The sequence below is a fragment of the Nocardioides sp. OK12 genome, from assembly GCF_024341885.1.
Lineage (GTDB): Bacteria > Actinomycetota > Actinomycetes > Propionibacteriales > Nocardioidaceae > Nocardioides > Nocardioides marinisabuli.
Genome location: NZ_BNET01000006.1, coordinates 140,696 through 163,672, shown reverse-complemented (window position 1 = coordinate 163,672; position 22,977 = coordinate 140,696). Strand labels below are relative to the sequence as shown.

At 72.9% G+C, this 22,977-nt stretch carries 21 protein-coding genes and 1 pseudogene; 15 read left to right on the top strand and 7 right to left on the bottom strand.

Translation table 11 applies throughout. The features are described from left to right. Positions 1-2: 2 nt before the first annotated feature. On the bottom strand, positions 3-1,388 hold the full coding sequence (locus OCU29_RS16145) for an MATE family efflux transporter (protein ID WP_261820726.1): 1,386 nt from the start codon (positions 1,386-1,388) through the stop codon (positions 3-5). Between the two features lie 490 nt (positions 1,389-1,878). Here OCU29_RS16145 and OCU29_RS16140 point away from each other — a divergent pair, with 490 nt between their 5' ends. The 10 genes from OCU29_RS16140 to OCU29_RS16095 all read left to right on the top strand — a co-directional run bounded on the left by OCU29_RS16140 (position 1,879) and on the right by OCU29_RS16095 (position 13,290). After that, positions 1,879-4,581, top strand: a complete 2,703-nt coding sequence (locus OCU29_RS16140) for a replicative DNA helicase (RefSeq protein ID WP_306799032.1) — start codon at positions 1,879-1,881, stop codon at positions 4,579-4,581. 240 nt (positions 4,582-4,821) lie between these two features. Then, entirely contained in the window at positions 4,822-6,477 is a 1,656-nt protein-coding gene (locus OCU29_RS16135) for an ABC transporter substrate-binding protein (protein WP_261820724.1), read from the top strand. Positions 6,478-6,529: 52 nt separating this feature from the next. Further along, on the top strand, positions 6,530-7,534 hold the full coding sequence (locus tag OCU29_RS16130) for an ABC transporter permease (protein ID WP_179614808.1): 1,005 nt from the start codon (positions 6,530-6,532) through the stop codon (positions 7,532-7,534). Further along, on the top strand, positions 7,531-8,496 hold the full coding sequence (locus tag OCU29_RS16125) for an ABC transporter permease (RefSeq protein ID WP_261820723.1): 966 nt from the start codon (positions 7,531-7,533) through the stop codon (positions 8,494-8,496). The genes OCU29_RS16130 and OCU29_RS16125 overlap by 4 nt, the downstream gene beginning before the upstream one ends. Before the next feature lie 5 nt (positions 8,497-8,501). Beyond that, positions 8,502-9,518, top strand: coding sequence for an ABC transporter ATP-binding protein (locus OCU29_RS16120; RefSeq protein ID WP_261820722.1), 1,017 nt, complete (start codon positions 8,502-8,504; stop codon positions 9,516-9,518). Then, on the top strand, positions 9,515-10,600 hold the full coding sequence (locus OCU29_RS16115) for an ABC transporter ATP-binding protein (RefSeq protein WP_261820721.1): 1,086 nt from the start codon (positions 9,515-9,517) through the stop codon (positions 10,598-10,600). The genes OCU29_RS16120 and OCU29_RS16115 overlap by 4 nt, the downstream gene beginning before the upstream one ends. Before the next feature lie 128 nt (positions 10,601-10,728). Continuing rightward, a complete protein-coding gene (locus tag OCU29_RS16110; protein WP_261820720.1) occupies positions 10,729-11,544 on the top strand; it encodes a hypothetical protein in 816 nt (271 codons plus the stop codon). Positions 11,545-11,558: 14 nt separating this feature from the next. Continuing rightward, positions 11,559-12,308 (top strand): SDR family oxidoreductase, encoded by a 750-nt coding sequence (locus OCU29_RS16105; protein ID WP_261820719.1) that lies wholly within the window; start codon positions 11,559-11,561, stop codon positions 12,306-12,308. 20 nt (positions 12,309-12,328) lie between these two features. Further along, entirely contained in the window at positions 12,329-13,099 is a 771-nt protein-coding gene (locus OCU29_RS16100) for a cyclase family protein (RefSeq protein WP_261820718.1), read from the top strand. After that, positions 13,096-13,290, top strand: a complete 195-nt coding sequence (locus tag OCU29_RS16095) for a hypothetical protein (protein ID WP_261820717.1) — start codon at positions 13,096-13,098, stop codon at positions 13,288-13,290. The genes OCU29_RS16100 and OCU29_RS16095 overlap by 4 nt, the downstream gene beginning before the upstream one ends. Here OCU29_RS16095 and OCU29_RS16090 read toward each other — a convergent pair. Beyond that, positions 13,287-13,811 (bottom strand): RDD family protein, encoded by a 525-nt coding sequence (locus OCU29_RS16090; protein WP_261820716.1) that lies wholly within the window; start codon positions 13,809-13,811, stop codon positions 13,287-13,289. The genes OCU29_RS16095 and OCU29_RS16090 overlap by 4 nt on opposite strands. Before the next feature lie 108 nt (positions 13,812-13,919). Further along, positions 13,920-14,576 carry an NAD(P)H-binding protein gene (locus OCU29_RS16085; protein WP_179614801.1) on the bottom strand — a complete coding sequence of 219 codons (657 nt, stop codon included), beginning with the start codon at positions 14,574-14,576 and terminating at the stop codon, positions 13,920-13,922. A gap of 174 nt (positions 14,577-14,750) precedes the next feature. Between OCU29_RS16085 and OCU29_RS16080 the strand changes: the two genes are divergently transcribed. After that, entirely contained in the window at positions 14,751-15,425 is a 675-nt protein-coding gene (locus OCU29_RS16080; RefSeq protein ID WP_261820715.1) for an enoyl-CoA hydratase-related protein, read from the top strand. 6 nt (positions 15,426-15,431) lie between these two features. On the opposite strand, the gene OCU29_RS16075 is transcribed toward OCU29_RS16080, so the two are convergent. Next, the gene (locus OCU29_RS16075) at positions 15,432-16,727 is read right to left on the bottom strand and encodes a glutaminase (RefSeq protein ID WP_261820714.1); all 1,296 of its coding nucleotides are present in this window, start codon (positions 16,725-16,727) and stop codon (positions 15,432-15,434) included. A 66-nt stretch (positions 16,728-16,793) separates the two neighbouring features. On the opposite strand from OCU29_RS16075, the gene OCU29_RS16070 reads away from it, so the two are divergent. Next, positions 16,794-17,237 carry a nuclear transport factor 2 family protein gene (locus OCU29_RS16070; RefSeq protein WP_261820713.1) on the top strand — a complete coding sequence of 148 codons (444 nt, stop codon included), beginning with the start codon at positions 16,794-16,796 and terminating at the stop codon, positions 17,235-17,237. Here the strand turns inward: OCU29_RS16070 and OCU29_RS16065 are convergent. The 3 genes from OCU29_RS16065 to OCU29_RS16055 form a co-directional block, all read right to left on the bottom strand. Beyond that, complete coding sequence (locus OCU29_RS16065; RefSeq protein WP_261820712.1) at positions 17,204-18,385, bottom strand: cellulase family glycosylhydrolase; 1,182 nt, start codon at positions 18,383-18,385, stop codon at positions 17,204-17,206. The genes OCU29_RS16070 and OCU29_RS16065 overlap by 34 nt on opposite strands. A gap of 95 nt (positions 18,386-18,480) precedes the next feature. Next, positions 18,481-19,437: a succinylglutamate desuccinylase/aspartoacylase family protein gene (locus OCU29_RS16060; RefSeq protein WP_179614796.1), complete on the bottom strand. Its 957-nt coding sequence runs from the start codon at positions 19,435-19,437 to the stop codon at positions 18,481-18,483. A 1-nt stretch (position 19,438) separates the two neighbouring features. Beyond that, the gene (locus tag OCU29_RS16055; RefSeq protein WP_261820711.1) at positions 19,439-19,912 is read right to left on the bottom strand and encodes a RimK/LysX family protein; all 474 of its coding nucleotides are present in this window, start codon (positions 19,910-19,912) and stop codon (positions 19,439-19,441) included. A gap of 24 nt (positions 19,913-19,936) precedes the next feature. On the opposite strand from OCU29_RS16055, the pseudogene OCU29_RS16050 reads away from it, so the two are divergent. The 3 genes and pseudogenes from OCU29_RS16050 to OCU29_RS16045 all read left to right on the top strand — a co-directional run. Further along, positions 19,937-20,797, top strand: a pseudogene (locus OCU29_RS16050) (RimK family alpha-L-glutamate ligase); the annotation flags it as partial. A gap of 27 nt (positions 20,798-20,824) precedes the next feature. Further along, positions 20,825-21,127 carry a TrkA C-terminal domain-containing protein gene (locus OCU29_RS19860; RefSeq protein ID WP_347207521.1) on the top strand — a complete coding sequence of 101 codons (303 nt, stop codon included), beginning with the start codon at positions 20,825-20,827 and terminating at the stop codon, positions 21,125-21,127. A 23-nt stretch (positions 21,128-21,150) separates the two neighbouring features. Continuing rightward, positions 21,151-22,911 (top strand): DUF429 domain-containing protein, encoded by a 1,761-nt coding sequence (locus tag OCU29_RS16045; protein WP_261820709.1) that lies wholly within the window; start codon positions 21,151-21,153, stop codon positions 22,909-22,911. The last annotated feature ends 66 nt before the right edge of the window (positions 22,912-22,977 follow it).

Genomic DNA, 22,977 nt, shown 5'->3' with positions numbered 1-22,977 from the left:
GCCTACGACCCGGCGCCCGAGCGGGTCCGGGACGGGCCGGGGGTGCCCCCGCCGGTGACCACCCAGGCGTCGCTGCGCTCGCGGAGCACCAGCACCAGCATCCGCGAGCCCATGAAGACCGTCGTGTAGGCGACCCACAGGGCCAGCAGCCCGCCCCACGAGGCGGCGAGCAGGGCGACGGGCAGGTAGACGACCAGGGTGAGCAGCCCCCCGACAGCCAGGTAGCGGCCGTCGCCGGCTCCGATCAGCACCCCGTCGAGCACGAAGACGATGCCGGCCACGGGCTGACCCAGGGCGGCGATGAGCAGCACCGGCACCAGCGCCTCGTGGACGGCTGCGTCCCGGCTGAAGAGCGGGCCGAGCAGCGGGCTCGCCGCGGCGAGCAGCACGCCGGTCACCACCCCGCTGACCACGCCCCAGCGCAGCATCCGCCGGGTCAGCCGCCGGGTGCCTGCCACGTCGCCGGCGCCGAGGGTGCGTCCGGTCAGGGCCTGCGCCGCGATCGCGATCGCGTCGAGCACGAAGGCCAGGAACCCCCACAGGGTCATCGCCAGCTGGTGGGTGGCCAGGTCGACGTCGAGCCCGGCGCCGGGGGCGGCGCCCAGGGTCACGGCGTACGTCGTGGTGAGGATGGCGGCGCGCAACGTCAGGGTGCGCACCACCAGGGGCACCCCGGCCCGGGCGGCCAGGCGGATGCCCGGCAGGTCGGGGCCCAGCGGGGCGCCCTGCGCCCCGGCGCCGCGCACGACGACCACGGTGAGCACGGCGGCGCTGAGCACCTGGGCGACGACCGAGCCGATCGCCGAGCCGGCGATGCCGAGGCCGACGGGGTAGACGAGCACGACGTTGAGCACGATGTTGAGCACGTTGCCGCCGACGGCGACGTAGAGCGGGGTGCGGGTGTCCTGCAGGCCGCGCAGCACCCCCGTGGCGGCGAGCATCACCAGCAGCGGCGTGGTGCCGAGGAAGGCGATGCGCAGGTAGGTCGTGGCCTGCTCGCTGATCTCGGGTCCGGCACCGAAGGCCGCGACCAGCGGGTCGGTGAGCGCGACGCCGACCACGGTGGTCACCACCCCGATCCCGACCGCCAGCCAGAGCCCGTCGACGCCCTGGGCCAGCGCGCCACGCAGGTCGCCGGCGCCGAGGCGGCGCGCGACGCTGGCGGTGGTGCCGTAGGCGAGGAAGACGCACAGGCCGACGGCGGTCTGCAGCACCACCGCGGCGATGCCCAGGCCGGCCAGCTCGGGGGTGCCCAGCCGGCCGACGACGGCCGCGTCGCCGAGCAGGAAGAGCGGCTCGGCGACCAGCGCGAGGAACGCCGGGACGGCCAGCCGCCAGATCTCGCGATCGGTGGCCCGGTGCTCGGACGGGGCGCTGCGCGGGCTCACCCGCGGATCGTAGGCGCGCGCTGGTCGAGACCGGTCGCCGGCATCTGTCCCGTATTGGGGACAAGTTGTGGAAACTGCGCTAGTCGACGCTTTGTCGACAAACATCCAGGCATCCGGAGCGCGGCCGGCGGGTGAACGACGTCGTCCTGCCCACAATTTTCTGTCCACAGGTGGGGAGAGGCGTTTCCCCAGGTCAGAGGCCATTTCGTCGGCGGCATCACTTGGTTCTCCACAGTTGTGTCCCCAGGCAGTGCACACGTCCTCGCGTGTCGTCCACGGGCAACCCCGGGTTATCCCCAGGCCCTGTGGACAACTCGCTTTCCGCTGGGGCGGATCCCCACGTACGGTCACGCGGACGAGGTCCTCGGGACGTCGTCCGGGACCGGTCTCCACGAGGTCCGGCGCCGCGTTGTCGGTGGCCGGTCCTAGCGTCGTGGGCACCGGCCCAGCCGGCACGGGGTCGGTCCGGGACCAGCCATGGGAGAGCACGTTGAGCGTCACCGAGCAGAGCGGCCGCACGGCCGAGGAGCCGCCCTACGAGGACTGGGGCGACGGGCCCGTCTCCTACGCGCCGGGCGAGCGTCCGCGCAGCGGCCCCAACGACCGCACGCCGCCGCAGGACATGGCCGCCGAGCAGTCGGTGCTGGGCTCGATGCTGATCAGCAAGGACGCGATCTCCGAGGTCACCGAGCGGGTGCGCGGCGGCGACTTCTACCGTCCCTCCCACGAGACGATCCACGACGCGATCATCGACCTCTACGGCCGCAGCGAGCCGGTCGACATGGTGACCGTCGCCGCCGAGCTGCAGCGTCGCGGTGAGCTGCAGAAGGTCGGCGGGGCCCCCTACCTGCACACCTTGTCGGCCAACGTCCCGATCGCGGCCAACGCGGGCTACTACGCCGAGATCGTGCGCGAGAAGGCGGTGCTGCGCCGCCTCGTCGACGCCGGCACCAAGATCGTGCAGATCGGCTATGCCGGCGAGGGCGAGGTCGACGACATCGTCGACCAGGCCCAGGCCGAGGTCTTCAAGCTCGCCGAGAAGCGCTCGGGCGAGGACTACGCCCCGCTCTCCGACATCATGGACGGCGTCCTCGACGAGATCGAGGCGATCGGCAACCGCGAGTCGGGCATCTACGGCGTGCCCACCGGCTTCGCCGACCTCGACGAGCTGACCAACGGCCTGCACAAGGGCCAGATGATCATCGTCGCGGCCCGCCCCGCCATGGGCAAGTCGACCCTGGCCCTCGACTTCTGCCGTGCGGCGTCGATCCACAACAACCTGACCAGCGTCTTCTTCAGCCTCGAGATGACGCGCTCCGAGATCACCATGCGTCTGCTCTCGGCCGAGGCGAAGGTGCCGCTCAACCACATCCGCAACGGCGCGATGGGTGACGACGACTGGACCAAGCTGGCCCGCAAGATGGGCGAGGTCTCCTCGGCGCCGGTCTTCATCGACGACAGCCCCAACATGACGATGATGGAGATCCGCGCCAAGGCGCGGCGGCTGAAGCAGAAGCACGACCTGCAGCTGATCGTCATCGACTACCTCCAGCTGATGAGCTCGGGCAAGAAGGTCGAGTCGCGCCAGCTCGAGGTCTCGGAGTTCTCGCGCCAGATCAAGCTGCTGGCCAAGGAGCTCGAGGTCCCGATCATCGCGCTCTCGCAGCTCAACCGTGGCTCCGAGCAGCGCGCCGACAAGCGCCCCGCCATGAGCGACCTGCGTGAGTCCGGTTGCCTGACCGCCGACACCCGGCTCCTGCGCGCCGACACGAACGCCGAGATCACCCTGGGCGAGCTGATGGCGACGGGCGCGACCGACGTCCCCGTCTGGGCGTTGGACGAGCGGCTCAAGCTGGTGCCGCGCACCCTGACGCACGCCTTCCCGAGCGGGACGAAGGCGACGTACCGGGTCACGCTCGCCTCGGGCCGCACGGTGGAGGCGACCGGCAACCACCCGTTCCTGACCTACGACGGCTGGGTGCCGCTGGCCGAGCTGACGACCGGCTCGCGCGTGGGCTCGGTGCGCCACGTGCCGCCCCCGATGCAGATCACCCCGCGCGACCCCGACGAGGTCGTCCTGCTCGCGCACCTGCTCGGTGACGGGTCCTTCGTCGAGCGCCAGCCGCTGCGCCACGCCAGCGTCGACGAGGCCAACCTCGCGGCGGTGGCCGAGGCTGCCTCCCGCCGGTTCGGCATCACCGCGGTCCGCGACGAGTACCCGGCCGCCCGGGTCACCACGCTGCGCCTCCCCGCGCCGTACCGGCTCGCCCGTGGCCGGCGCAACCCGATCGCGGCCTGGCTCGACGAGGACGCGCTCTTCGGTCTCCGCAGCCACGAGAAGTTCGTGCCCGACTGGGTCTTCGGGCTGCCCAAGGAGCAGGTGGGCCTCTTCCTGCACCACCTGTGGGCCACCGACGGGTGCGTCCACCTGGACGAGAAGCGCGGGACGGGCAGGGTCTACTACGCCACCACGAGCCGCCGCCTCGCCGACGACGTGACCAGGCTCCTCGCCAGGTTCAACGTCTTCACCCGCATCAAGCGGGTCCGCAAGGCCGGCTACCGCGACGGCTGGCACGTGCACGTCGTCGGGGCCGAGAACCAGCTGCGGTTCCTCGACGACATCGGGGTGCACGGTGCCCGCGGCGAGCAGGTCGCCCGCCTCGCGGCGGCGCTGCGCGACGTCCGGCCCAACACCAACCTCGACACCGTGCCGCAGGAGGTCTGGGGGCGCGTGCGCCAGGAGCTGGCGGACCGCCGGATGACGCACCGCGAGTTCGCCACCGCCATGGGGACCTCGTTCGCCGGCTCGACCATGTGGAAGCACGCCCCGAGCCGCGAACGGCTGGCCAAGGTGGCCGGCGTCCTCGGCGATGCCGACCTCGAGGTCCTGGCCACCAACGACATCTACTGGGATGCCATCGCCAGGGTCGAGCCCATCGGCGAGCAGCCGGTGTACGACGCCACGGTCCTGGGCGTGCACAACTTCGTCGCCAACGGCATCGCCCTGCACAACAGCATCGAGCAGGACGCCGACATGGTGATCCTGCTGCACCGCGAGGACGCCTACGAGAAGGAGTCGACCCGCCCCGGCGAGGCCGACCTGCTCGTGGTCAAGCACCGCAACGGCCCGACCCGCGACATCACGGTCGCCTTCCAGGGTCACTACTCGCGGTTCGTCGACATGGCGCACTGACGGCGGAGGCATTCGCCGACGACGGGCTGGAAGTGTGGAGTCCTAGATCAACCTGGTTCATCCACGACTCCACACTCCCGGTCGGTACGGCCGGACACGCGAGTGGCCCTCCCAGAAATCGTTGCCGGATCGCGACACGCGATCGGGTGCCGGGCTAGTGCTCTACGTCACACCGGCGCGCTACTGTCCCGCAGGTTCTGTTTCGTCACTCGGGCGAGACGCGACGAATTGAGGTGACACGTGCGGTCCACACAGAAGTCAACGCGCGCAGGTCTGGTCGGACTGGCCGCCGCTGCGCTGATCCTGACCGGTTGTGCCGAGAGCGAGCGCGACGGCGACGCGGGCGACGGTGGTGACGGCGCGAGCGGCGGCACCTTCGTCTTCGCCGGGTCCGCCGAGCCGGTGACCCTCGACCCGTTCTTCGCCTCCGACGGCGAGAGCTTCCGGGTCGCCCGCCAGATCTTCGAGGGCCTCGTCGGCACCGAGCCCGGGACGGCCGACCCCGCGCCGCTGCTCGCGACCGAGTGGGAGACCGGCGAGGACGGCCTGAGCTACACCTTCGACCTGCGCGAGGACGTCACGTTCCACGACGGCACCGCCTTCGACGCGGAGGCGGTCTGCTCGAACTTCGACCGCTGGTACAACATGCCCGAGTCGGCCCAGACCGACGACCTGACCTACTACTACGCGGCGCTGTTCCGCGGCTTCGCGACCGGCGACCGCGCGGACTCCGCGATCTACGACTCCTGCACCGCCGACGACGAGCTGACCGCGACGATCAACCTGAAGGAGCCCTTCGCCGGCTTCATCTCCGCGCTGTCGCTGCCGGCGTTCTCGATGCAGAGCCCCAGCGCGCTGGAGGAGTTCCAGGACGACGGGGCCACCAACCCGAAGAACTCCGCGTACTCCACCGAGCACCCCACGGGCACCGGCCCGTTCATGCTGGACGCCTGGAACCGCGGGCAGGACGTCACCCTGGCGCGCTACGACGACTACTGGGGCGACCCGGCGATCGTCGACGAGGCCGTCGTGGTCGCGATCGAGGACCCGAAGGCCCGTGCCGACGCGCTGCGTGCCGGCGAGATCGACGGCTTCGACCTGGTCGGCCCGGCCGACATCGCGCCGCTCGAGGAGGAGGGCTTCCAGATCGTCAACCGGGACCCCTTCAACGTCCTCTACCTGGGCATGAACCAGCAGCAGAAGCCGCTGGACGACCCCCAGGTCCGCCAGGCCATCGCGCACGCGCTCAACATCCCGGAGATCATCAGCGCCTCGATGCCCGAGGGCACCCAACCGGCGATCGAGTTCATCCCGGACAGCGTGATGGGCTACACCGACGACGTGCAGACCTACGAGTTCGACCCCGAGCTCGCCAAGCAGATGCTCGCCGACGCCGGTGCCGACGGCGCCACCATCGAGTTCAACTACCCGACCGGTGTCAGCCGCCCGTACATGCCCCAGCCGGAGGACACGTTCAACGTGATCCGCTCTCAGCTCGAGGCGGTGGGCCTGAAGATCAAGCCCACGGCCGACCAGTGGAGCCCCGACTACCTCGAGAAGATCCAGGGCACCTCCAAGCACGGCCTGCACCTGCTCGGGTGGACCGGCGACTACAACGACACCGACAACTTCCTCGGCGTCTTCTTCGGCGCCAAGAGCAGCGAGTGGGGCTTCGACAACCCGGAGATCTTCGACGCCCTGCGCGAGGCCCGCGGACTGCCCACCCCCGAGGAGCAGGAGCCGCTCTACGAGGAGATCAACAGGCTCGTCATGGACTACCTGCCCGGTGTCCCGCTGGCCCACCCGGTCCCGTCGCTGGCCTTCGGTCCCGACGTGAGCGGCTACCAGCAGAGCCCGGTGCAGGACGAGGTCTGGAACGTGGTCTCGGTCGGCTGACCGGCACCCGTCCCCGCACCCGTCCCCGCACCTCTGACTCCGAAGGCAGTCGATGCTGAAGTTCGCGCTGCGGCGCCTGGCGCTGCTGGTGCCGGTGCTGTTCGGCCTCTCGGTGCTCCTCTTCGCCTGGGTGCGCGCTCTCCCCGGTGACCCCGCGCGGTCGCTGCTGGGGGAGCGCGCCACCCCGGAGGGGATCGCCCGGGTCAACGCGTCCTACGGCTTCGACCAACCGCTCCTGCAGCAGTACCTGATCTACGTCAAGGCACTGCTGCAGGGCGACTTCGGGGACTCGATCAAGACCGGCCAGCCGGTCCTGACGACCTTCTTCGAACGGTTCCCCGCCACGATCGAGCTGGCCACCACGGCCCTGCTGTTCGCGATCGTGGTCGGGGTGCCGCTCGGGTACCTCGCGGCCCGCAACCAGGGCCGCTTCCTCGACACCGCCGTGGTGTCGGGCTCGCTGCTCGGGGTGGCCACCCCGGTGTTCTTCCTCGCCATCCTGCTCAAGCTCGTCTTCGCCGACTGGCTCGGCCTGCTCCCGACCGCGCTGCGCCAGGACGCCCGGATGGACGCCACCCACATCACCAACTTCTACGTGCTCGACGGGTTGCTGACACGTGAGTGGGACGCCGCCTTCAACGCGATGGTCCACCTCGTCCTGCCCGCGGTCGCGCTCGGCACCATCCCGCTGGCGATCATCGTGCGCATCACCCGGGCCTCGGTGGCCGAGGTGCTGCACGAGGACTACGTCCGCACCGCGGAGTCCAAGGGCCTCAGCCGTCGCATCGTCAGCCGCCGCCACGTCCTGCGCAACGCGCTGCTGCCGGTGGTCACCACCATCGGCCTCCAGGCCGGCCTGCTGCTCTCCGGCGCCGTGCTCACCGAGAGCGTCTTCGCCTTCAACGGGATCGGCAGCTACCTCTTCCAGGCGATCTCCCAGCGCGACTTCCCCGTCCTCCAGGGGTTCATCATCTTCATCGCGATCACCTACTCGCTGATCAACCTCCTCGTCGACCTGGCCTACGGCGTCATCGACCCCAGGGTGAGGGTCTCGTGAGCGGCCGGACGGGCGCCGACTCCGCCGAGATCATGCTGGCCGGCAGCGGCGGGCACGGCGCGGGCCCCGACGAGGCCGGTGGCGTCGGTCTCTGGCGAGCGGCGTTCCGCCGCCTGCGGCGCAACCCGACCGCGATCGCCGGGGCGGTCATCGTGCTGCTCTTCGTGCTGGTCGCCCTCTTCGCCCCGCTGCTGACGTCGTACGAGCCGGGCTCCACCGCCGACGCCGGCCTGGTGACCCCGTCCTCGGTCCCCGGACCCTCCGAGGACCACTGGTTGGGCCTGGACCGCTACGGCTCCGACATGTGGACCCAGCTGGTCTACGGGGCCCGCCAGTCGCTGGCGTACGGCGTGATCTCGACCGCGATCGGCCTCGTCGCCGGCGCCGGCCTCGGCGCCCTCGCGGGCGGGTTCGGTGCGCTCGGCGGCCGGGTCGGCTCGTGGGTCGACAACGCGGTGATGCGCCTGGTCGACGTGATGCTCTCCGTGCCCAGCCTGCTGCTCGCGGTCAGCATCGTCGCCGTCCTCGGTCAGAACGCCTACGCCGTGATGATCGCGATCGGCACCGCGCAGGTGCCGATCTTCGCGCGCCTGCTGCGCGGCTCGATGCTCTCGCAGGGCAAGTCCGACTACGTGCTCGCCGCGGGGGCGCTCGGCATCCGCAAGCGGAAGATCGTCTCCGGCCACATCGTGCCGAACGCGATCGGACCGACCATCGTGCAGGCGACGCTGAACCTCGCCACGGCCATCATCGAGGTCGCGGCGCTGTCCTACCTCGGCCTCGGCGAGGCCGACCCCGCCGTGGCGGAGTGGGGCCGCATGCTCGTCGCGGCCCAGGACCGCTTCGAGGCCGCGGCCCGCCTCGCCCTCCTTCCCGGCTTCGCGATCGCCTTCACCGCCCTCGGCTTCACGCTGCTGGGCGAGGCGATGCGCGAGGCCCTCGACCCCCGGTCCCGGAGGTGACGGCCGTGGACGACACACCCGTGGGCGAGCCCCTGCTCGACGTGCGCGACCTGTCCGTCGTCTTCGGCGTTCGCGGGCGCCGTGACGTGGTGGCCGTCGACGAGGTCTCCTTCAGCGTGCACGCGGGCCAGCACGTCGGCCTGGTCGGCGAGTCCGGCAGCGGCAAGTCGGTCACCTCGCTGGCCGTGATGGGCCTGCTGCCGCGCCGCGCCGCCCGCACCAGCGGCCAGGTCCTCTACGGCGGGCGCAACCTCCTGGACGCCAGCGAGCGGGAGATGAGCAGACTGCGCGGACGCGAGATCGCGATGGTCTTCCAGGACCCGATGTCCTCGCTGAACCCGGTGGTGACCATCGGCGTGCAGCTGCGCGAGGTCCTCAAGGCGCACCTCGACGTCGACCGCGCGGAGGCCCAGGACCGGGCCGTGGCGCTCCTCGAGAGGGTCGGCATCCCCGAGCCGGGCAGGCGGGTGCGGGAGTACCCCCACCAGCTCTCCGGCGGGATGCGGCAGCGGGTGCTGATCGCGATCGCGCTCGCCTGCGAGCCCAAGCTGCTGATCGCCGACGAGCCGACCACCGCGCTCGACGTCACCATCCAGGCACAGGTCCTGGAGGTGCTCAAGGACCTCGTCAGGGACACCGACGCGGCGTTGCTGATGATCACCCACGACCTCGGCGTGGTCGCCGGCCTGTGCGACGACGTCAACGTCATGTACTCGGGGCGGATCGTCGAGGCGGCGGGTCGTGGGCCGCTGTTCGCCCGGCCGCGCCACCCCTACACCTCCGGCCTGCTGGCCAGCATCCCTCGTCTCGACCACCCGCGCGGCACGCCGTTGACCCCCATCCCGGGATCGCCCACCCAGACCATCCCCTGGACCCAGGGCTGCGCCTTCGCCCCGCGGTGCGGGAACGTCGTCGACGAGTGCACCACGCGGGCTCCGAGCCTCGAGCGCGTCGGCGACCGTGCCCTGCGCTGCTTCAACCCGGTGGCTGAGCCCGCGCCGTCCCCAGGAGCCTCCCCGTGACCGACCCCAGCCCGAGCCCCAGCCCCACTCCTTCGACCGGCGGCGCCGAGCCGCTGCTGTCCGTGCGCGGTCTGAAGGTGCACTTCCCGATCAAGGGGGGGCTGCTGGGCGGCCGCACCGTCGGTGCCGTCAAGGCCGTCGACGGCGTCGACCTCGACGTCGCGCAGGGCAGCAGCGTCGGCCTGGTCGGCGAGTCCGGCTGCGGGAAGTCGACCTTCGGACGCGCCGTCCTCCGGCTCAGCCCGATCACGGCGGGCACCGTCCACTTCGACGGCACCGACGTCGCCGGCCTGCGCGGCGAGGCGCTGCGCCGCGCGCGCCGCGACATGCAGATGGTCTTCCAGGACCCGTTGGCGAGCCTCAACCCCCGGCAGAGCGTCGAGACGATCCTCACCGAGCCGCTGAAGGCGCACGGCATCTCCTTCGAGAAGGGCGCCCGCGTGCGCCAGCTGCTCGACCAGGTCGGCCTGCCGTCGAGCGCGGCGCAGAAGTACCCCCACGAGTTCTCCGGCGGCCAGCGGCAGCGCATCGGCATCGCCAGGGCGCTCGCCCTCGAGCCGCGCTTCATCATCGCCGATGAGCCGGTCTCGGCCCTCGACGTGTCGGTGCAGGCGCAGGTGCTGAACCTGCTGGAGGACCTCCAGGCCGAGCTCGGGCTGACCTACCTGGTGATCGCGCACGACCTGGCGGTGGTCCGCCACGTCTGCGACGTGGTCGCGGTGATGTACCTGGGCTCGATCATCGAGCAGGCCGACGCCGACGACCTGTACGACGAGCCGCTGCACCCCTACACCCGCTCGCTGATGTCGGCCGTGCCCGTCCCCGACCCGGTCGTCGAGGACACGCGCGAGCGGATCATCCTCCAGGGCGACCTGCCCTCGCCGTCCGACCCGCCCGCGGGCTGCCGGTTCCACACCCGGTGCCCCTACCGGCAGGAGACGCGCTGCGACGACGAGAGGCCCGAGCTGGTCCAGGTGCGCCCAGGCCACCGCGTGGCCTGCCACTACGTCGAGGAGATCGCGCGGGGCGACATCCGGCCGCGCCAGCTGACCGCCGCCGAGGTCGACGAGCGGACCGCCTGACCCGCCCCTGGCCGCGTTGCGCGAAGCCACCACGCGCGGCCGCCGCCGCGGATACGGTCGGGGGTGTCGCGGGCGACCCCCGACCGCCACGGCGACCGCCCCTGCCGCTCGACCCCCGGAGCACCCCCATGCCCCTCGCCGGTTCCGCACGCCTGCTCACGTCCGTCCTCGCCGTGCTGCTCGCGGCAGCCGCCCTCGCCGCGGTGCCTCCGGCCCAGGCCAAGGAGGTCGACGCCTTCCCGGTCTACCAGGGCCAGGTCTCCTGCGACCCGGTCGCCAAGCCGGGCGTGCTGGCCGCACGCAGGCTGCTGCTGGCGAAGTTCGGCGGAGGCAGCGGCGGGATCACCCGCGCCTGCAGCAGCGGCGGGCTCTCGGAGCACAAGGAGGGTCGCGCCTGGGACTGGTCGCTGCGCGCGTCGAGGGCCAAGGACCGGCGCATCGCCAGGCGCGCGACCGGGTGGCTGACCCGCAGCGTCGAGGGCGAGGTCGCGGCGCACGCCCGCGAGCTCGGGGTGATGTACATGATCTGGAACCGCCGCATCTGGCGCGGGTACGACGCCCGGTCGGGGTGGCAGCCCTACACCGGCGAGAACCCGCACACCGACCACATCCACCTCTCCTTCACCTGGAACGGCGCCACCAGGCGCACCTCCTGGTGGGCCGGCTCCCCGCGCGCCCTCGACCACGGCCCCTGCCCGAAGTGGGTCGGTGAGCTGGCGGCGCCGTGGAAGGAGCCGAACCTCTCGCCCTGCCCGGCCCCGCTGCGACGACCGGTCGCCAACCACCGCGGCATCTACCGTGCCCAGGAGGGCGAGACGATCGCCCGGGTCTCGCGCTGGTTCGACCGGCCCAGCGCCAGGATGCGTCGCTGGAACGGGTGGCCGGCGCAAGGGCGCGTGGAGATCGAGCCGGGGCAGAAGGTGCGCGTGCGCCCGGCCAGCTGAGGCAGGATGGGCAGATGAGGATCGCTGTCGCCGGCGGGACCGGTCTCCTCGGGCGCCACGTCGTCCAGGCACTCACGGCGGCCGGGCACACGCCGGTCGTCCTGGCCAGGAGCCGCGGGGTCGACCTGGTGACCGGCAGTGGCCTCGACGACGCCCTGACCGGTGCCGAGGCGGTCATCGACGTCAGCAACATCGCCACGACCGGCCGCCGGAGGTCGGTGCACTTCTTCGAGACCTCGACCACGAACCTGGCCGACGCGGGTCGGCGCGCAGGGGTGCAGCACCTGCTCGTCCTCTCCATCGTCGGCGTCGACCGGGTCGACCTCGGCTACTACGAGGGCAAGCGCCGGCAGGAGGAGGTCGCCCTGCGCGGCGCCGTGCCGGCGACCGTGCTGCGGGCCACGCAGTTCCACGAGTTCGCCGGCCAGCTGCTCGCGCGCGTCCCCGGCCCCGTCGCGGTCCTGCCCCGACAGCGGATCCGTCCGGTCGCGGCCGCCGAGGTCGCCGCCGAGCTGGCCCGGCTGGCACCGGCCGGGCCGCAGGGCCACGCGACCGAGATCGCCGGCCCGGAGGAGCACCAGCTGGTCGACCTGGCCCGCCGGGTCGTGCGCGCCGAGGGGCGCCGCCGCCCCGTGGTCGGCGTACGGCTGCCCGGCCGCGCTGGCCGGGCCATGGCGTCCGGCGGGCTGCTGCCCGGTGACGGTGCTCGGATCAGCACCCTGACCTTCGACGACTGGCTCGTCGGCGGCGTCACCGGCCTCTGACGCGGGCTAGCATCCGCGACATGGCCGACTCGCTGCTCGACGTCCTGACCCGCCTGCGTGCCTGCGAGTGGGTCGACCTGACCCACGCCTTCGGGCCGGGCATCCCGCACTACTTCGCCTTCCCCGACGAGGAGCGCGAGACCCTCTTCCACTTCGACGAGGGGGTCGGGTCGGTGGGCACCGGCTTCCTGGCCCACCGCTACACCCACATCGGGCAGTGGGGCACCCATGTCGACCCGCCGGCGCACTTCGCGCGGGGCGGGCGCTTCCTCGACGAGCTGCCGGTCACCGAGATGATCCTGCCGCTGGTGGTCGTCGACGTCCGTGACCAGGTCGAGGCCGACGTCGACCACGCCGTCACCCCCGCCGACATCGAGGCGCACGAGGCCCGGTACGGACGCATCACCCCCGGCTCGCTGGTGGCCCTGCTGACCGGGTGGGCGTCGCGCTGGCCCGACGGCGAGGCGATGGCCAACCGCGACGCCGACGGCGTCGCGCACTACCCCGGCTGGAGCGTCGAGGCGCTGCGCTTCCTCGTCGAGCAGCGCCAGGTCGCCGCGGTGGGCCACGACACCACCGACACCGACCCCGGCGCGGTGGTCGCCGGCGGCTCGGCGCCCGCCGAGACCTACATCCTGGGCGCCGACAAGTGGCAGATCGAGCTGCTCACCGACCTGCACCGGGTGCCTGCCGTCGGGGCGCTGGCCGTGGCAACCTGGCCCAAGCCGCGCGAGGGCTCGGGCTTCCCCGCCCGGGTGTTCGCCATCGTCGACCGCGAGGAGAACCGATGAGACCCGAGCAGCGCCGCCCCGGCCAGTCCAACGCCGACTTCGAGGGGCGCGACCGGGCCAGCCGCGGCGTGACGGGTTCCTTCCTCGGCACCTCGTCGCTGCACGGCGGCGGCGACCCCTCCTGGGCGCTGCGGCTGTGGCGGGCGCTCTTCGCCTGGCGCGACAAGCGTCGCGCCCGCCCCGGCGCCTAGCGGGTCGTGACCACCCGGGTGCCGACGGCCTTGTCGTGCCAGCCGCGGTGCAGCGGCTCCTGGGCGAGCAGGACCGCGTTGACGATCTGCGGGATGTAGCAGCCGATGTTGAGCAGCGCCAGGATGATCTGGCGGCCGGCCGCCTTGCCCCACCCGGGGACCTGGCCGTCGTCCATGCGCACGACCCGGGTGCCGAGCAGCTTCTTGGCCAGCGTCTGGCCGTACAGGGCCGTGGGCACGATGTAGTAGAGCGCCGCGACGACCAGGCTGACGACCATGCCGGTGGGGCCGATCTCGAATCCGATCTCACCGCCGCCGCTGGACGTCGAGGCGAAGGGCAGGGTCACGAGGGTGCCGACGATGGCCACGACCACGACGTCGAGCACGAACCCGGCGATGCGCACACCGGTGCCGGCGACGTCGTCGGCGCCGACCGGTGCGCCGTACCCGGGCTGGCCGGGCTGTCCGGGCTGCTGGCCGGGGTCGGGGGACTGGGGGTAGCTGCCGTAGTGGTCGCTCATGGGTCTCCTGCGTCGGCGGTGTCGTGCTGGACCCGGGCTCGGGTCCGCCCAGCCTAGGGGGAGCGGCCGGCGCCGGAGGGCCGACGGGCCCACCGGCGCCCGGACGGCTCAGCGCACGTGGCGCAGACCCTCCGCGATCGGGGTGTCCCCGTCGTTGAAGGGGATCTTGAGGCCGGCGACGGCCGAGGCCTCGGCGCCCGCGACGGCGCGGATCACCTCGGCGACGTTGCCGCGCGAGACCTGCCCGGCGTCCTCGGTGTGGACGTCGATCTTGCCGGTCGTCGGACCCTCGGTGAGGCCGCTGGGCTGGAGGATCGTCCACTTCAGCGCGGACTCCTCGAGGTGGGCGTCGGCCTGGGTCTTGGCCTCGGCGTAGGCGTAGAAGTCGTTGTCGGGCGGCACGCCGTGGTCGGGGCCCGCCCCGAAGTACGACACCATCACGTAGCGCTCGGCCCCCGCGGCCGCGGCCGCGTCCATCGAGCGGATCGCCGCGTCGCGGTCGACCGCGTAGGTCTTCTCGGCCGACCCGCCGCCGGCACCGGCCGCCCAGACCACCAGGTCCTGGCCGCGGAGCAGGTCCTCGATCTCGTGCTTCTGCATGGAGGCGATGTCGGCCAGCACCGGCTCGGCGCCCAGCTTGGTGATCGTCTTCGACTGGTCGGGGTCGCGGATCACGGACGTGACCTCGTGACCGTCCTCGACCAGCAGCGGCGTCGCCTTGCGGGCCACCTTGCCGTGGCCTCCGATGATGATGATGCGCGTCATGCGTCCTCCTCGATGGTTCGTGGGGGACGGGCCGCTGTCCGCGACCCGACACCGGGCCCAACCTCGGGCCCGCCCTCGATTGTTCCGAGTCGGGCGCGTCGCGAGCACACCCCCTCAGGTCCCGGCGGGCTCCCCCGACGTGTGCTCTGATGTGCCCGACGAGAGGAGCGCCGGATGCCGACGCTGAGCCAGGACGGCCCCCAGGACCGCCGCGTGTGGACCCTGCACCTGGGCGACGACGAGAACCGCTTCAGCCCCGCCTTCCTCGACGAGGTCGACGGCTTCCTCGCCGACCTCGCCGCCACCAGCGAGCCCGCCGTGCTGGTCACCACGGGCGGCGGCAAGTTCTTCTCCAACGGGCTCGACCTCGACTGGCTCGGCGCCCACCCCGACCGGCTCGGCGAGTACGTCGCGCGCGTGCAGGGCGTCTTCGAGCGGGTGCTGACGCTCCCGGTGCCGACGGTCGCGGCCCTCAACGGCCACGCCTTCGGTGCCGGCGCGATGCTCGCCATGGCCCACGACCACCGGGTGATGCGCACCGAGCGCGGCTACGTCTGCTTCCCCGAGGTCGACATCCTGATCCCCTTCACCCCGGGCATGAACGCGCTGGTCATGTCGAAGCTGACCCCCCGCGCCGCCGTCGACGCGATGACCACCGGGCACCGCTTCGGCGCCGAGGAGGCGCTGGCCGCCGGCATCGTCGACGCGACCGCCGAGGTGGAGGACCTCCACGAGGCAGCGGCCGCGCGGGTGCGCCACCTCGCCGGCAAGGACCGGGCGACGCTCGGCACGATCAAGCAGCGCATGTTCGCCGACGTCGTGGCCGCGCTGCGGCTGCCGGAGGCCTGACGGGGCTCAGGCGTGCCCGCGCGCCGCGGCCTCGGCGACCGTCGCCACCACCGGCGGGCGCACCCCGCCGCCGCAGTCGGGGTCGGGCAGGGTCGACTCGGGGTCGACCAGGGTGACCCCGCAGCCCTCCAGCTGCAGGCGCCGCACGGTCTCGAGCAGCATCCGGCGGGCCACGTCGTTGATCGAGTGCACCCGGGTCAGGTCGAGCACCACCGCGTCGGAGAGCCGGCCCGCGGCGTCGGCGTCGGCCAGGTCGCGCACCAGGCGCTCGGCGCCCGCGAACTGCAGCGAGCCGTGCAGGGCGAAGACCATCGCGGCGCTGCCGTCGACGTACTGCACCGTGTGGGTGCGCCGGATCGTGGAGCGCGCCGGCTGCGGCGGGTCCATCATGTGCAGCCCCATGTCGGCCGAGAGCCGGCGGCACACCTCGACCCCGCGCACGCTCGAGCCGTGCGGGTCCAGGCGCGGCGAGAACGCCGCGATGCCCAGCTGGCCCGGCAGCGCGCCGATGATGCCGCCGGAGACGCCGCTCTTGGCCGGGAAGCCGACGGTGGAGATCCAGTCGCCGGCCGAGTCGTACATGCCGCAGGTCGCCATCACGCTCATCACCTGGCGCGCCACCCACTCCTCGACGACCCGCTCCTCGCTCAGCGGGTGCACGCCGCCGTTGGCCAGGGTCGCGGCCATCAGCGCCAGGTCGCGGGTCGTGACCCGCACCGAGCACTGCCGGGTGTAGGCCGCCACCACGTCCTCGGGGTCCTCGACGATGGAGTCGCGGCTGCGCAGCATGTTGGCGATGGCGTAGTTGCGGAACGCCGTCTCGCTCTCGGAGGCGTACGCCGCCTCGTCGACGGCCAGGGGCCGCCCGGCGAAGGCGGAGAGCCCGGCCAGCACCTGCTCGCACCGGCCCTGCGGGTCGCGGGCGTCGCCGACCATCGTGTGCACCACGATCGCGCCGGCGTTGATCATCGGGTTGAGCGGGCGCCCCGAGCCCTTCTCGAGCGACAGCTCGTTGAACGCCTCGCCGGAGGGCTCGACGTCGACCTGGTCGAGCACGGCCTCGAGCCCGCGCTGCTGCAGCGCCAGCGCGTAGACGAACGGCTTGGAGATCGACTGGATCGTGAACCCGGCCGCGCAGTCGCCGGCCTCGTAGACCGCGCCGTCGACGGTCGCGAGCACCACCCCGAGCTGGTCGGGGTCGACCTGCGCGAGCTCGGGGATGTAGTCGGCCACGGCACCGCTCGCGTCGGCGGCGACGGCGTCGAGGACCTCGACGAGGTAGTCCGGGATGGGGGTGTCCACCCGGGCAGGATGCCGCCTGCCCGGCGGCGGGTGTCAATCGGTGGTGGCCGGTGGTGGGATGGCCCCATGGACACCACCGCCGCCCTCGCCCGCTGGCACGCCGTCGCCGAGGCCGGCGACCCCGCGGGCCTGCCCGACCTGGTCGCCGCCGACGCGGTCTTCCGCTCCCCGGCCGTGCACACCCCGCAGGAGGGCCGCGACAAGGTCGTGGCCTACCTCGCCGCGGCCTTCGCCGTGCTGGGACCGGGGCTCGCCTACCGCCGCGAGTGGCTGGGCGAGGACTCGGCGGTGCTGGAGTTCACCACCGACGTCGGCGGCAAGCAGGTGCAGGGCGTCGACATGATCACCTGGGACGACACCGGCCTGATCAGCGACTTCACCGTGATGGTGCGCCCGCTGCAGGGCCTGCACGCCGTCATCGAGGCGATGGGCGCCGAGCTGCAGCGGATGCTGGAGGCCTCGGGCGCTGAGCCGGCTCAGCGCCCGGTCCAGGCCTGCACCGCACGGTAGACCGGCTTGGGCTTGATCCGGTTGGTCATCAGGCCGTAGCCCTTCATGTGCCGCCCGGCGTCGGTGCGCGCGCGCTCGTTGTAGAGGAACGCCTTGCGCACGAACGGGAAGCGGGTGCGCAGCGCCTCGAGGGCGGCGACCGTGAAGTCGGCCTGCTGGCGCTTGCTGACCCCGCGCTCCCACGGCTGCTCGTCGCCGCGGTCGCGGTGCGAGGACCAGCCGAACTCGGTCACCCACACCGGGCGCCGGTCGCCGTGGCGGCGCATCAGGTCCCGCACCTCGCCGAGGTGGCTGAACTCCCAGTGCGCCTCGCCCGAGCCCGACATCGGGCCGGTGTCCGACGGCGACTGGTAGGGGTGGGTGGCCAGCACGTCGAAGCAGTCGCCCGCGCCGGCGTCGTACGCCGCCTCGATCCAGGTCGAGTCGTTGTGCATGGTGCCGCCGAAGACGACGTCGGTGCCGCGGGCCGCGGAGGCCTGCACCGCGTCGTAGCCGGCGCACAGCAGGTCGGCGTACGCCGCCGCGTCGGCGCCGGCGAGGAAGTCCTCGGAGTTCGGCTCGTTCCACACCTCCCAGGCGTCGACCTCGCCCTGCCAGCGCTCCGCGGCCCAGGCCAGGGCCCGGCCGTAGTCGCGGGGGTCGGCGGGCAGCGACCGGGCGCCGGCCTCGGGGTCGGCCCAGTCGGGGGTCAGCCAGAAGGTGGCCAGCACCTTGAGCCCGCGGTCGGCGGCCATGCCGACCACGCGGTCGACGAAGCGCACGCCCCAGCCCTGCGGGTCGATGCGGCCGGCGGTCGGCTGGATCATCGACCACGACATGTCCAGGCGCACCCAGCCGGCGCCCATCTCGACCAGCCGGTCGAGCACCTCTTCCCGCTCGGGGTCGGAGTAGGAGGACCACATGCCGTGGAACTGCACGCCCACGGCCGGGCCGCGGGCGTTGCGCCGCCGCTGCTGCACGTCGTACGACGCCGCGGCGGGGGCCGTGGCGACGGTGGCAGGGGCGGAGGCCGCAGGAGCGAGCGACGCGGGGGGCGCGGCGGGTCCGGCGGTGGCGGGCAGGGGGCAGGCGAGCAGGCCGGCACCGAGCGCGGTGGCTGCCAGGCGGCGGAGCGCGGGGGTGCGCGGCGCCTCGGGGGAAGGACGCACGGGGGTTCTCCAGGGGGGTGGGGGGACTCGCAGTCTCACCCGGCCCCGCGCGGCGGCGCCTCCGCCGATCGGTCAGTCGTGGCCCACCCGGGAGGTCAGTCCTCGACCTCCGCGAGGTGGACCACGGCGTCGCCGGAGTTCACCAGGGGCGCCTCGGTGCGGCCCACCACGATGCCGGCGCGGTCGGCGTGCACCAGCCGCACCCGCTTGCCGAAGGAGTCGAAGAGCCCGCCGAGCCGGTCGCCCTTCTCGACGCGCTGGCCCAGCTCGGCCTCGAGGTGCAGCATCCCGGTGCCCCGGGCCCGCACCCAGCCGCTGCGCCACGACTCGAGGCTGGGGGTGGGCGGCTCCTCCTCGACCGGCTCGGTCATCCCGAGCGCGGCGAGCACGCGGCGTACGCCGCGCACGCCGGCGTCGATGGCCCAGGGGTCCATCCGCCAGGCCTCCCCGGCCTCGTAGAGCAGCACCTTGGCGCCCTCCTCGCGGGCGGCGTGGCGCAGCGAGCCGTCGCGCAGCCGGGCGTGCATCATCACCGGCGCGGCGAAGGCCTCGGCCAGGCGGCGGGTCTCGGGGTCCTCGAGGTCGGTGCGGATCTGCGGCAGGTTGGTGCGCCGGTCGGAGCCGGTGTGCAGGTCGATGCCCACCGAGCACTTGGCGACGACCTCGGTCATCATCAGGTGCGCGATCCGGCCGGCCAGCGAGCCGCGGGCCGAGCCGGGGAAGGAGCGGTTGAGGTCGCGGCGGTCGGGCAGGTAGCGGCTGCCGGTCATGAAGCCGAGCACGTTGACGATCGGGATCGCGATCAGGGTGCCGCGCAGGGTCCGCGGGTCGAGGTCGGCCAGCACCTGGCGCACCACCTCGACGCCGACGGCCTCGTCGCCGTGGATGGCGGCGTCGACCCACACCGTCGGGCCGTCCTCGCGCCCGTGCACGACCCGCACGGGCAGGTCGACCTCGGCGCCGGTGACCAGGCGGGTGATGGGCAGCGCCAGCGACTGCACCCGGCCCGGGCGCACCCGCACCGGACCGATCTCGAAGGAGGGGCGCGCCATCTCAGCGGCCCCGGTTGCGGCGGCGCACGGCCACGGGCGGGCGGGGGCCGAGGTAGGAGCGACCGGGGTCGACGACGAAGCCCTGGCGCAGCGCCTCACGCCCCACCAGCATCCGGAAGCCCATCTCGTCGCGGCGGCTGAGGCTCATCTCGACGGTGACGGTGTGCCCGACCAGCGTGATCGCCATCGGCACGACGTAGCGCTCCTCGACGTGGCCCGACGACGAGCGCACCTCGCGGGTGTCCAGGACGGTGCTCTCCACGACCACGGCGTCGTCGTCGGTGGCCTGCCAGGGGTGCACCGAGTAGCGCACCATCGAGACGCCGTCACGCTCGAAGGACTCGAGGTCGAAGGCGTGGATGGCGGAGGTCCGCGCGCCTGTGTCGAGCTTGGCCTTGATCCACTCCACGCCGGCGTCGGGCAGGCTCACCCACTCGCGCCACCCTGCGAGGGTGTAGGAAAGTCCCGTCTCCACCGTCGCCTCTCAGTCTGGGTACCCATGAAACTCGCGATCCTGTCCCGCGCGCCCCGGTCGTACAGTACGCAGCGCCTGCGCACGGCCGCCCTCGACCGGGGTCACGAGGTCAAGGTGCTCAACACGCTGCGGTTCGGCATCGACCTGTCCGGCGACGAGCCCGACCTGCAGTTCCGCGGCAAGCGGCTCTCGCACTACGACGCGATCCTGCCCCGCATCGGCAACTCGATCACCTACTTCGGCACCGCGGTGGTGCGCCAGTTCGAGCAGATGGACGTCTACACGCCGAACACCTCGTGGGGGATCACGAACTCGCGCGACAAGCTGCGCGCCACCCAGATCCTCTCGCGCCACCACATCGGGATGCCGGCCACGACGTTCGTGCGCGACCGCGCCGACGTGATCGCGGCCATCGAGCGGGTCGGCGGCGCGCCGGTGGTCATCAAGCTGCTCGAGGGCACCCAGGGCATCGGCGTGATCCTGGCCCCGACCCTCAAGGTGGCCGAGGCGATCATCGAGACGCTGCAGAGCACCCGCCAGAACGTGCTGATCCAGCGCTTCGTGGCCGAGAGCAAGGGCCGCGACATCCGCGCCCTGGTGGTCGGCGACCGGGTGGTCGCGGCGATGCGGCGGGTCGCGCAGGGCGACGAGTTCCGCTCCAACGTGCACCGCGGCGGCATCGTGGAGGGCGTCACCCTCGACGAGGACTACGAGCGTGCGGCGGTGCGGGCCGCGCAGATCATGGGCCTGCGGGTGGCCGGCGTCGACATGCTCGAGGGCAACGAGGGACCGCTGGTGATGGAGGTCAACTCCTCCCCGGGCCTCGAGGGCATCGAGCGCGCCACCGACCTCGACATCGCCGGCTCGATCATCGACCACATCGACAACCAGGTCGCCTTCCCCGAGATCGACGTGCGCCAGCGCCTGACCGTCTCGACCGGGTACGGCGTCGCCGAGATCGCGGTGCAGGCCGCCTCCGACCTCGTCGGCAAGACGCTGGGCGAGTCGGGCCTGCGCGAGCGCGACATCTCGGCGCTCACCCTGCAGCGCGGCACCAGCGTCATCCCCAACCCGCACAGCCGCCACGTGCTCGAGGCCGGCGACCGGCTGCTGTGCTTCGGCAAGCTCGAGGAGATGCGCTCGATGATCCCCGGGCGGCGCCGGCGCACCCGCCGGGTCAAGAAGCTGCCCGCCGAGCCGATCCACGAGGCCTGAGCGGCGTACGAGAGGCTGGGGGCATGCACTACGTCGGCGTCGACCTCGCCTGGGGCGAGCGCGCCCCGACTGGGGTGGCGGTGCTCGACCCCGAGGCGCGGCTGGTGCACGTCTCGGCGCAGCGCAGCGACGACGAGGTGGTGGCCGCGGTCGAGGGCGTCGTGGCGGGCGGGGCGTGCCTGGTCGCGGTCGACGCGCCGCTGATCGTGCGCAACGCCAGCGGCAACCGCGGTTGCGAGGCCGCGCTGAACAAGGACTTCGCGCGCTTCGACGCCGGGGCCCACCCCGCGAACACCGGCAAGCCGGAGTTCGCCGAGACCCCGCGCGGGGCCCGGGTGGCCGGTCGCCTCGGCCTCGACCTCAACCCCCGCTCGGGGCGCCAGCGCCGCGCGATCGAGGTCTACCCGCACCCCGCGACCGTCTCGCTGTTCCGCCTGGGTCGCACCCTGAAGTACAAGCACAAGCCCGGCCGCGACCTCGAGAGCCTGCGCAGCGAGCTGCTGGCCCTGATGGGCTACCTCGAGACGGTCGTGGTCACCGCCGGCGAGCCGTGGGCGCGGCTGCGCGACGCGGTCGAGGGCGCCACCCGCAAGAGCGAGCTGCGGGTCGTGGAGGACCAGGTCGACGCGGTCGTCTGCGCCTACGTCGGGCTCTTCGCCGACACCCACCCCGAGGAGACCACGACGTACGTCGGGCCCGACGGCGGCTGGGAGGACGGCTACGTCGTGGTGCCCACGCTGCCCGCCGACCTCGAGCCCAGCCCGCGCCGCACCCGCCCCCGGGCCGACCCGGTGCAAGCGGCCACCCAGGCCTACGCGGCACGGCTGCCGCAGCTGCGCGACGCCGGTGAGCGCTACGTGCGCCTGGTGCAGTCGATCCTCGACGAGGCCGGCATCAACTACCTGTCGGTCACCGGGCGCACCAAGTCGGTGGCCTCCTTCGCCGCCAAGGCCGCGCGCACCGTCGACGGTCGCCCGGGCGGCCGGGCGATGTACCGCGACCCGCTCACCGAGGTCACCGACCAGCTCGGGGTGCGGGTGATCACCTACGTGCAGCGCGACGTCGAGACCGTCGCCGACCTGCTCGGTGACCAGCTGGTCGTGCACGACGACCGCGACATGGGCCGCGAGACCGCCAGCGAGGGCCGCTTCGGCTACGCCAGCCGGCACCAGGTGATCGGCCTCGACGCCGCGCGCGAGGGCGACCCCGACTGGTCACCGCTGCGCGGGCTGGTGGCCTCGGTGCAGATCCGCACCGTCCTGCAGCACGCCTGGGCCGAGTTCGAGCACGACATCCGCTACAAGGGCGTGGTGCCCGAGGAGCACGCGCGCGACTTCGACCGCCGCTTCACCCTCGCCGCCGGGCTCCTCGAGCTCGCCGACCGCGAGTTCGCCACCATCCGCGACCGGCTCCAGGCCACCGACCCGCGCACCGAGGAGCCCGCCGGCCCCGACGCCGACCCGCGCCTGGACCCCCGCGAGCTGGCGGCCTTCCTGGCCGGGCAGTACGCCGACGCCGGCTGGTCGCGCACCGACCACTACGCCTGGATCTCCGGGCTGCTGCTCGAGCTCGGGATCACCAGCCTCGGCGAGCTCTCCGAGGTGCTGATGGGCGTCGACGAGACCCAGATCAACGAGCACATGGACTACCGCTACCCGCCCGGCGCCGTGCGCCGCCTCGACGACGCGCTCCTGGCGTCGTACGCCGAGGGGTACGTCGAGCTGCACGGCAACGCCCACCGCGTCGACCTGCTCCGCGCCCGGCTGGCCAAGCTGACCGGCTGAGCGGGCGCCGCGGGAGTTTCATCGGGCACCCGATGGAGCTCTCGCCGCCACCACGAAGGTTCATGG

Bases quoted from the DNA above. Each gene is read 5' to 3' on its own strand.
- OCU29_RS16130 (WP_179614808.1), top strand. From the start codon at position 6,530: ATGCTGAAGTTCGCGCTGCGGCGCCTGGCGCTGCTGGTGCCGGTGCTG.
- OCU29_RS16110 (WP_261820720.1), top strand. From the start codon at position 10,729: ATGCCCCTCGCCGGTTCCGCACGCCTGCTCACGTCCGTCCTCGCCGTG.
- OCU29_RS16105 (WP_261820719.1), top strand. From the start codon at position 11,559: ATGAGGATCGCTGTCGCCGGCGGGACCGGTCTCCTCGGGCGCCACGTC.
- OCU29_RS16100 (WP_261820718.1), top strand. From the start codon at position 12,329: ATGGCCGACTCGCTGCTCGACGTCCTGACCCGCCTGCGTGCCTGCGAG.
- OCU29_RS16095 (WP_261820717.1), top strand. From the start codon at position 13,096: ATGAGACCCGAGCAGCGCCGCCCCGGCCAGTCCAACGCCGACTTCGAG.
- OCU29_RS16090 (WP_261820716.1), bottom strand. From the start codon at position 13,811: ATGAGCGACCACTACGGCAGCTACCCCCAGTCCCCCGACCCCGGCCAG.
- OCU29_RS16085 (WP_179614801.1), bottom strand. From the start codon at position 14,576: ATGACGCGCATCATCATCATCGGAGGCCACGGCAAGGTGGCCCGCAAG.
- OCU29_RS16080 (WP_261820715.1), top strand. From the start codon at position 14,751: ATGCCGACGCTGAGCCAGGACGGCCCCCAGGACCGCCGCGTGTGGACC.
- OCU29_RS16070 (WP_261820713.1), top strand. From the start codon at position 16,794: ATGGACACCACCGCCGCCCTCGCCCGCTGGCACGCCGTCGCCGAGGCC.
- OCU29_RS16060 (WP_179614796.1), bottom strand. From the start codon at position 19,437: ATGGCGCGCCCCTCCTTCGAGATCGGTCCGGTGCGGGTGCGCCCGGGC.
- OCU29_RS16045 (WP_261820709.1), top strand. From the start codon at position 21,151: ATGCACTACGTCGGCGTCGACCTCGCCTGGGGCGAGCGCGCCCCGACT.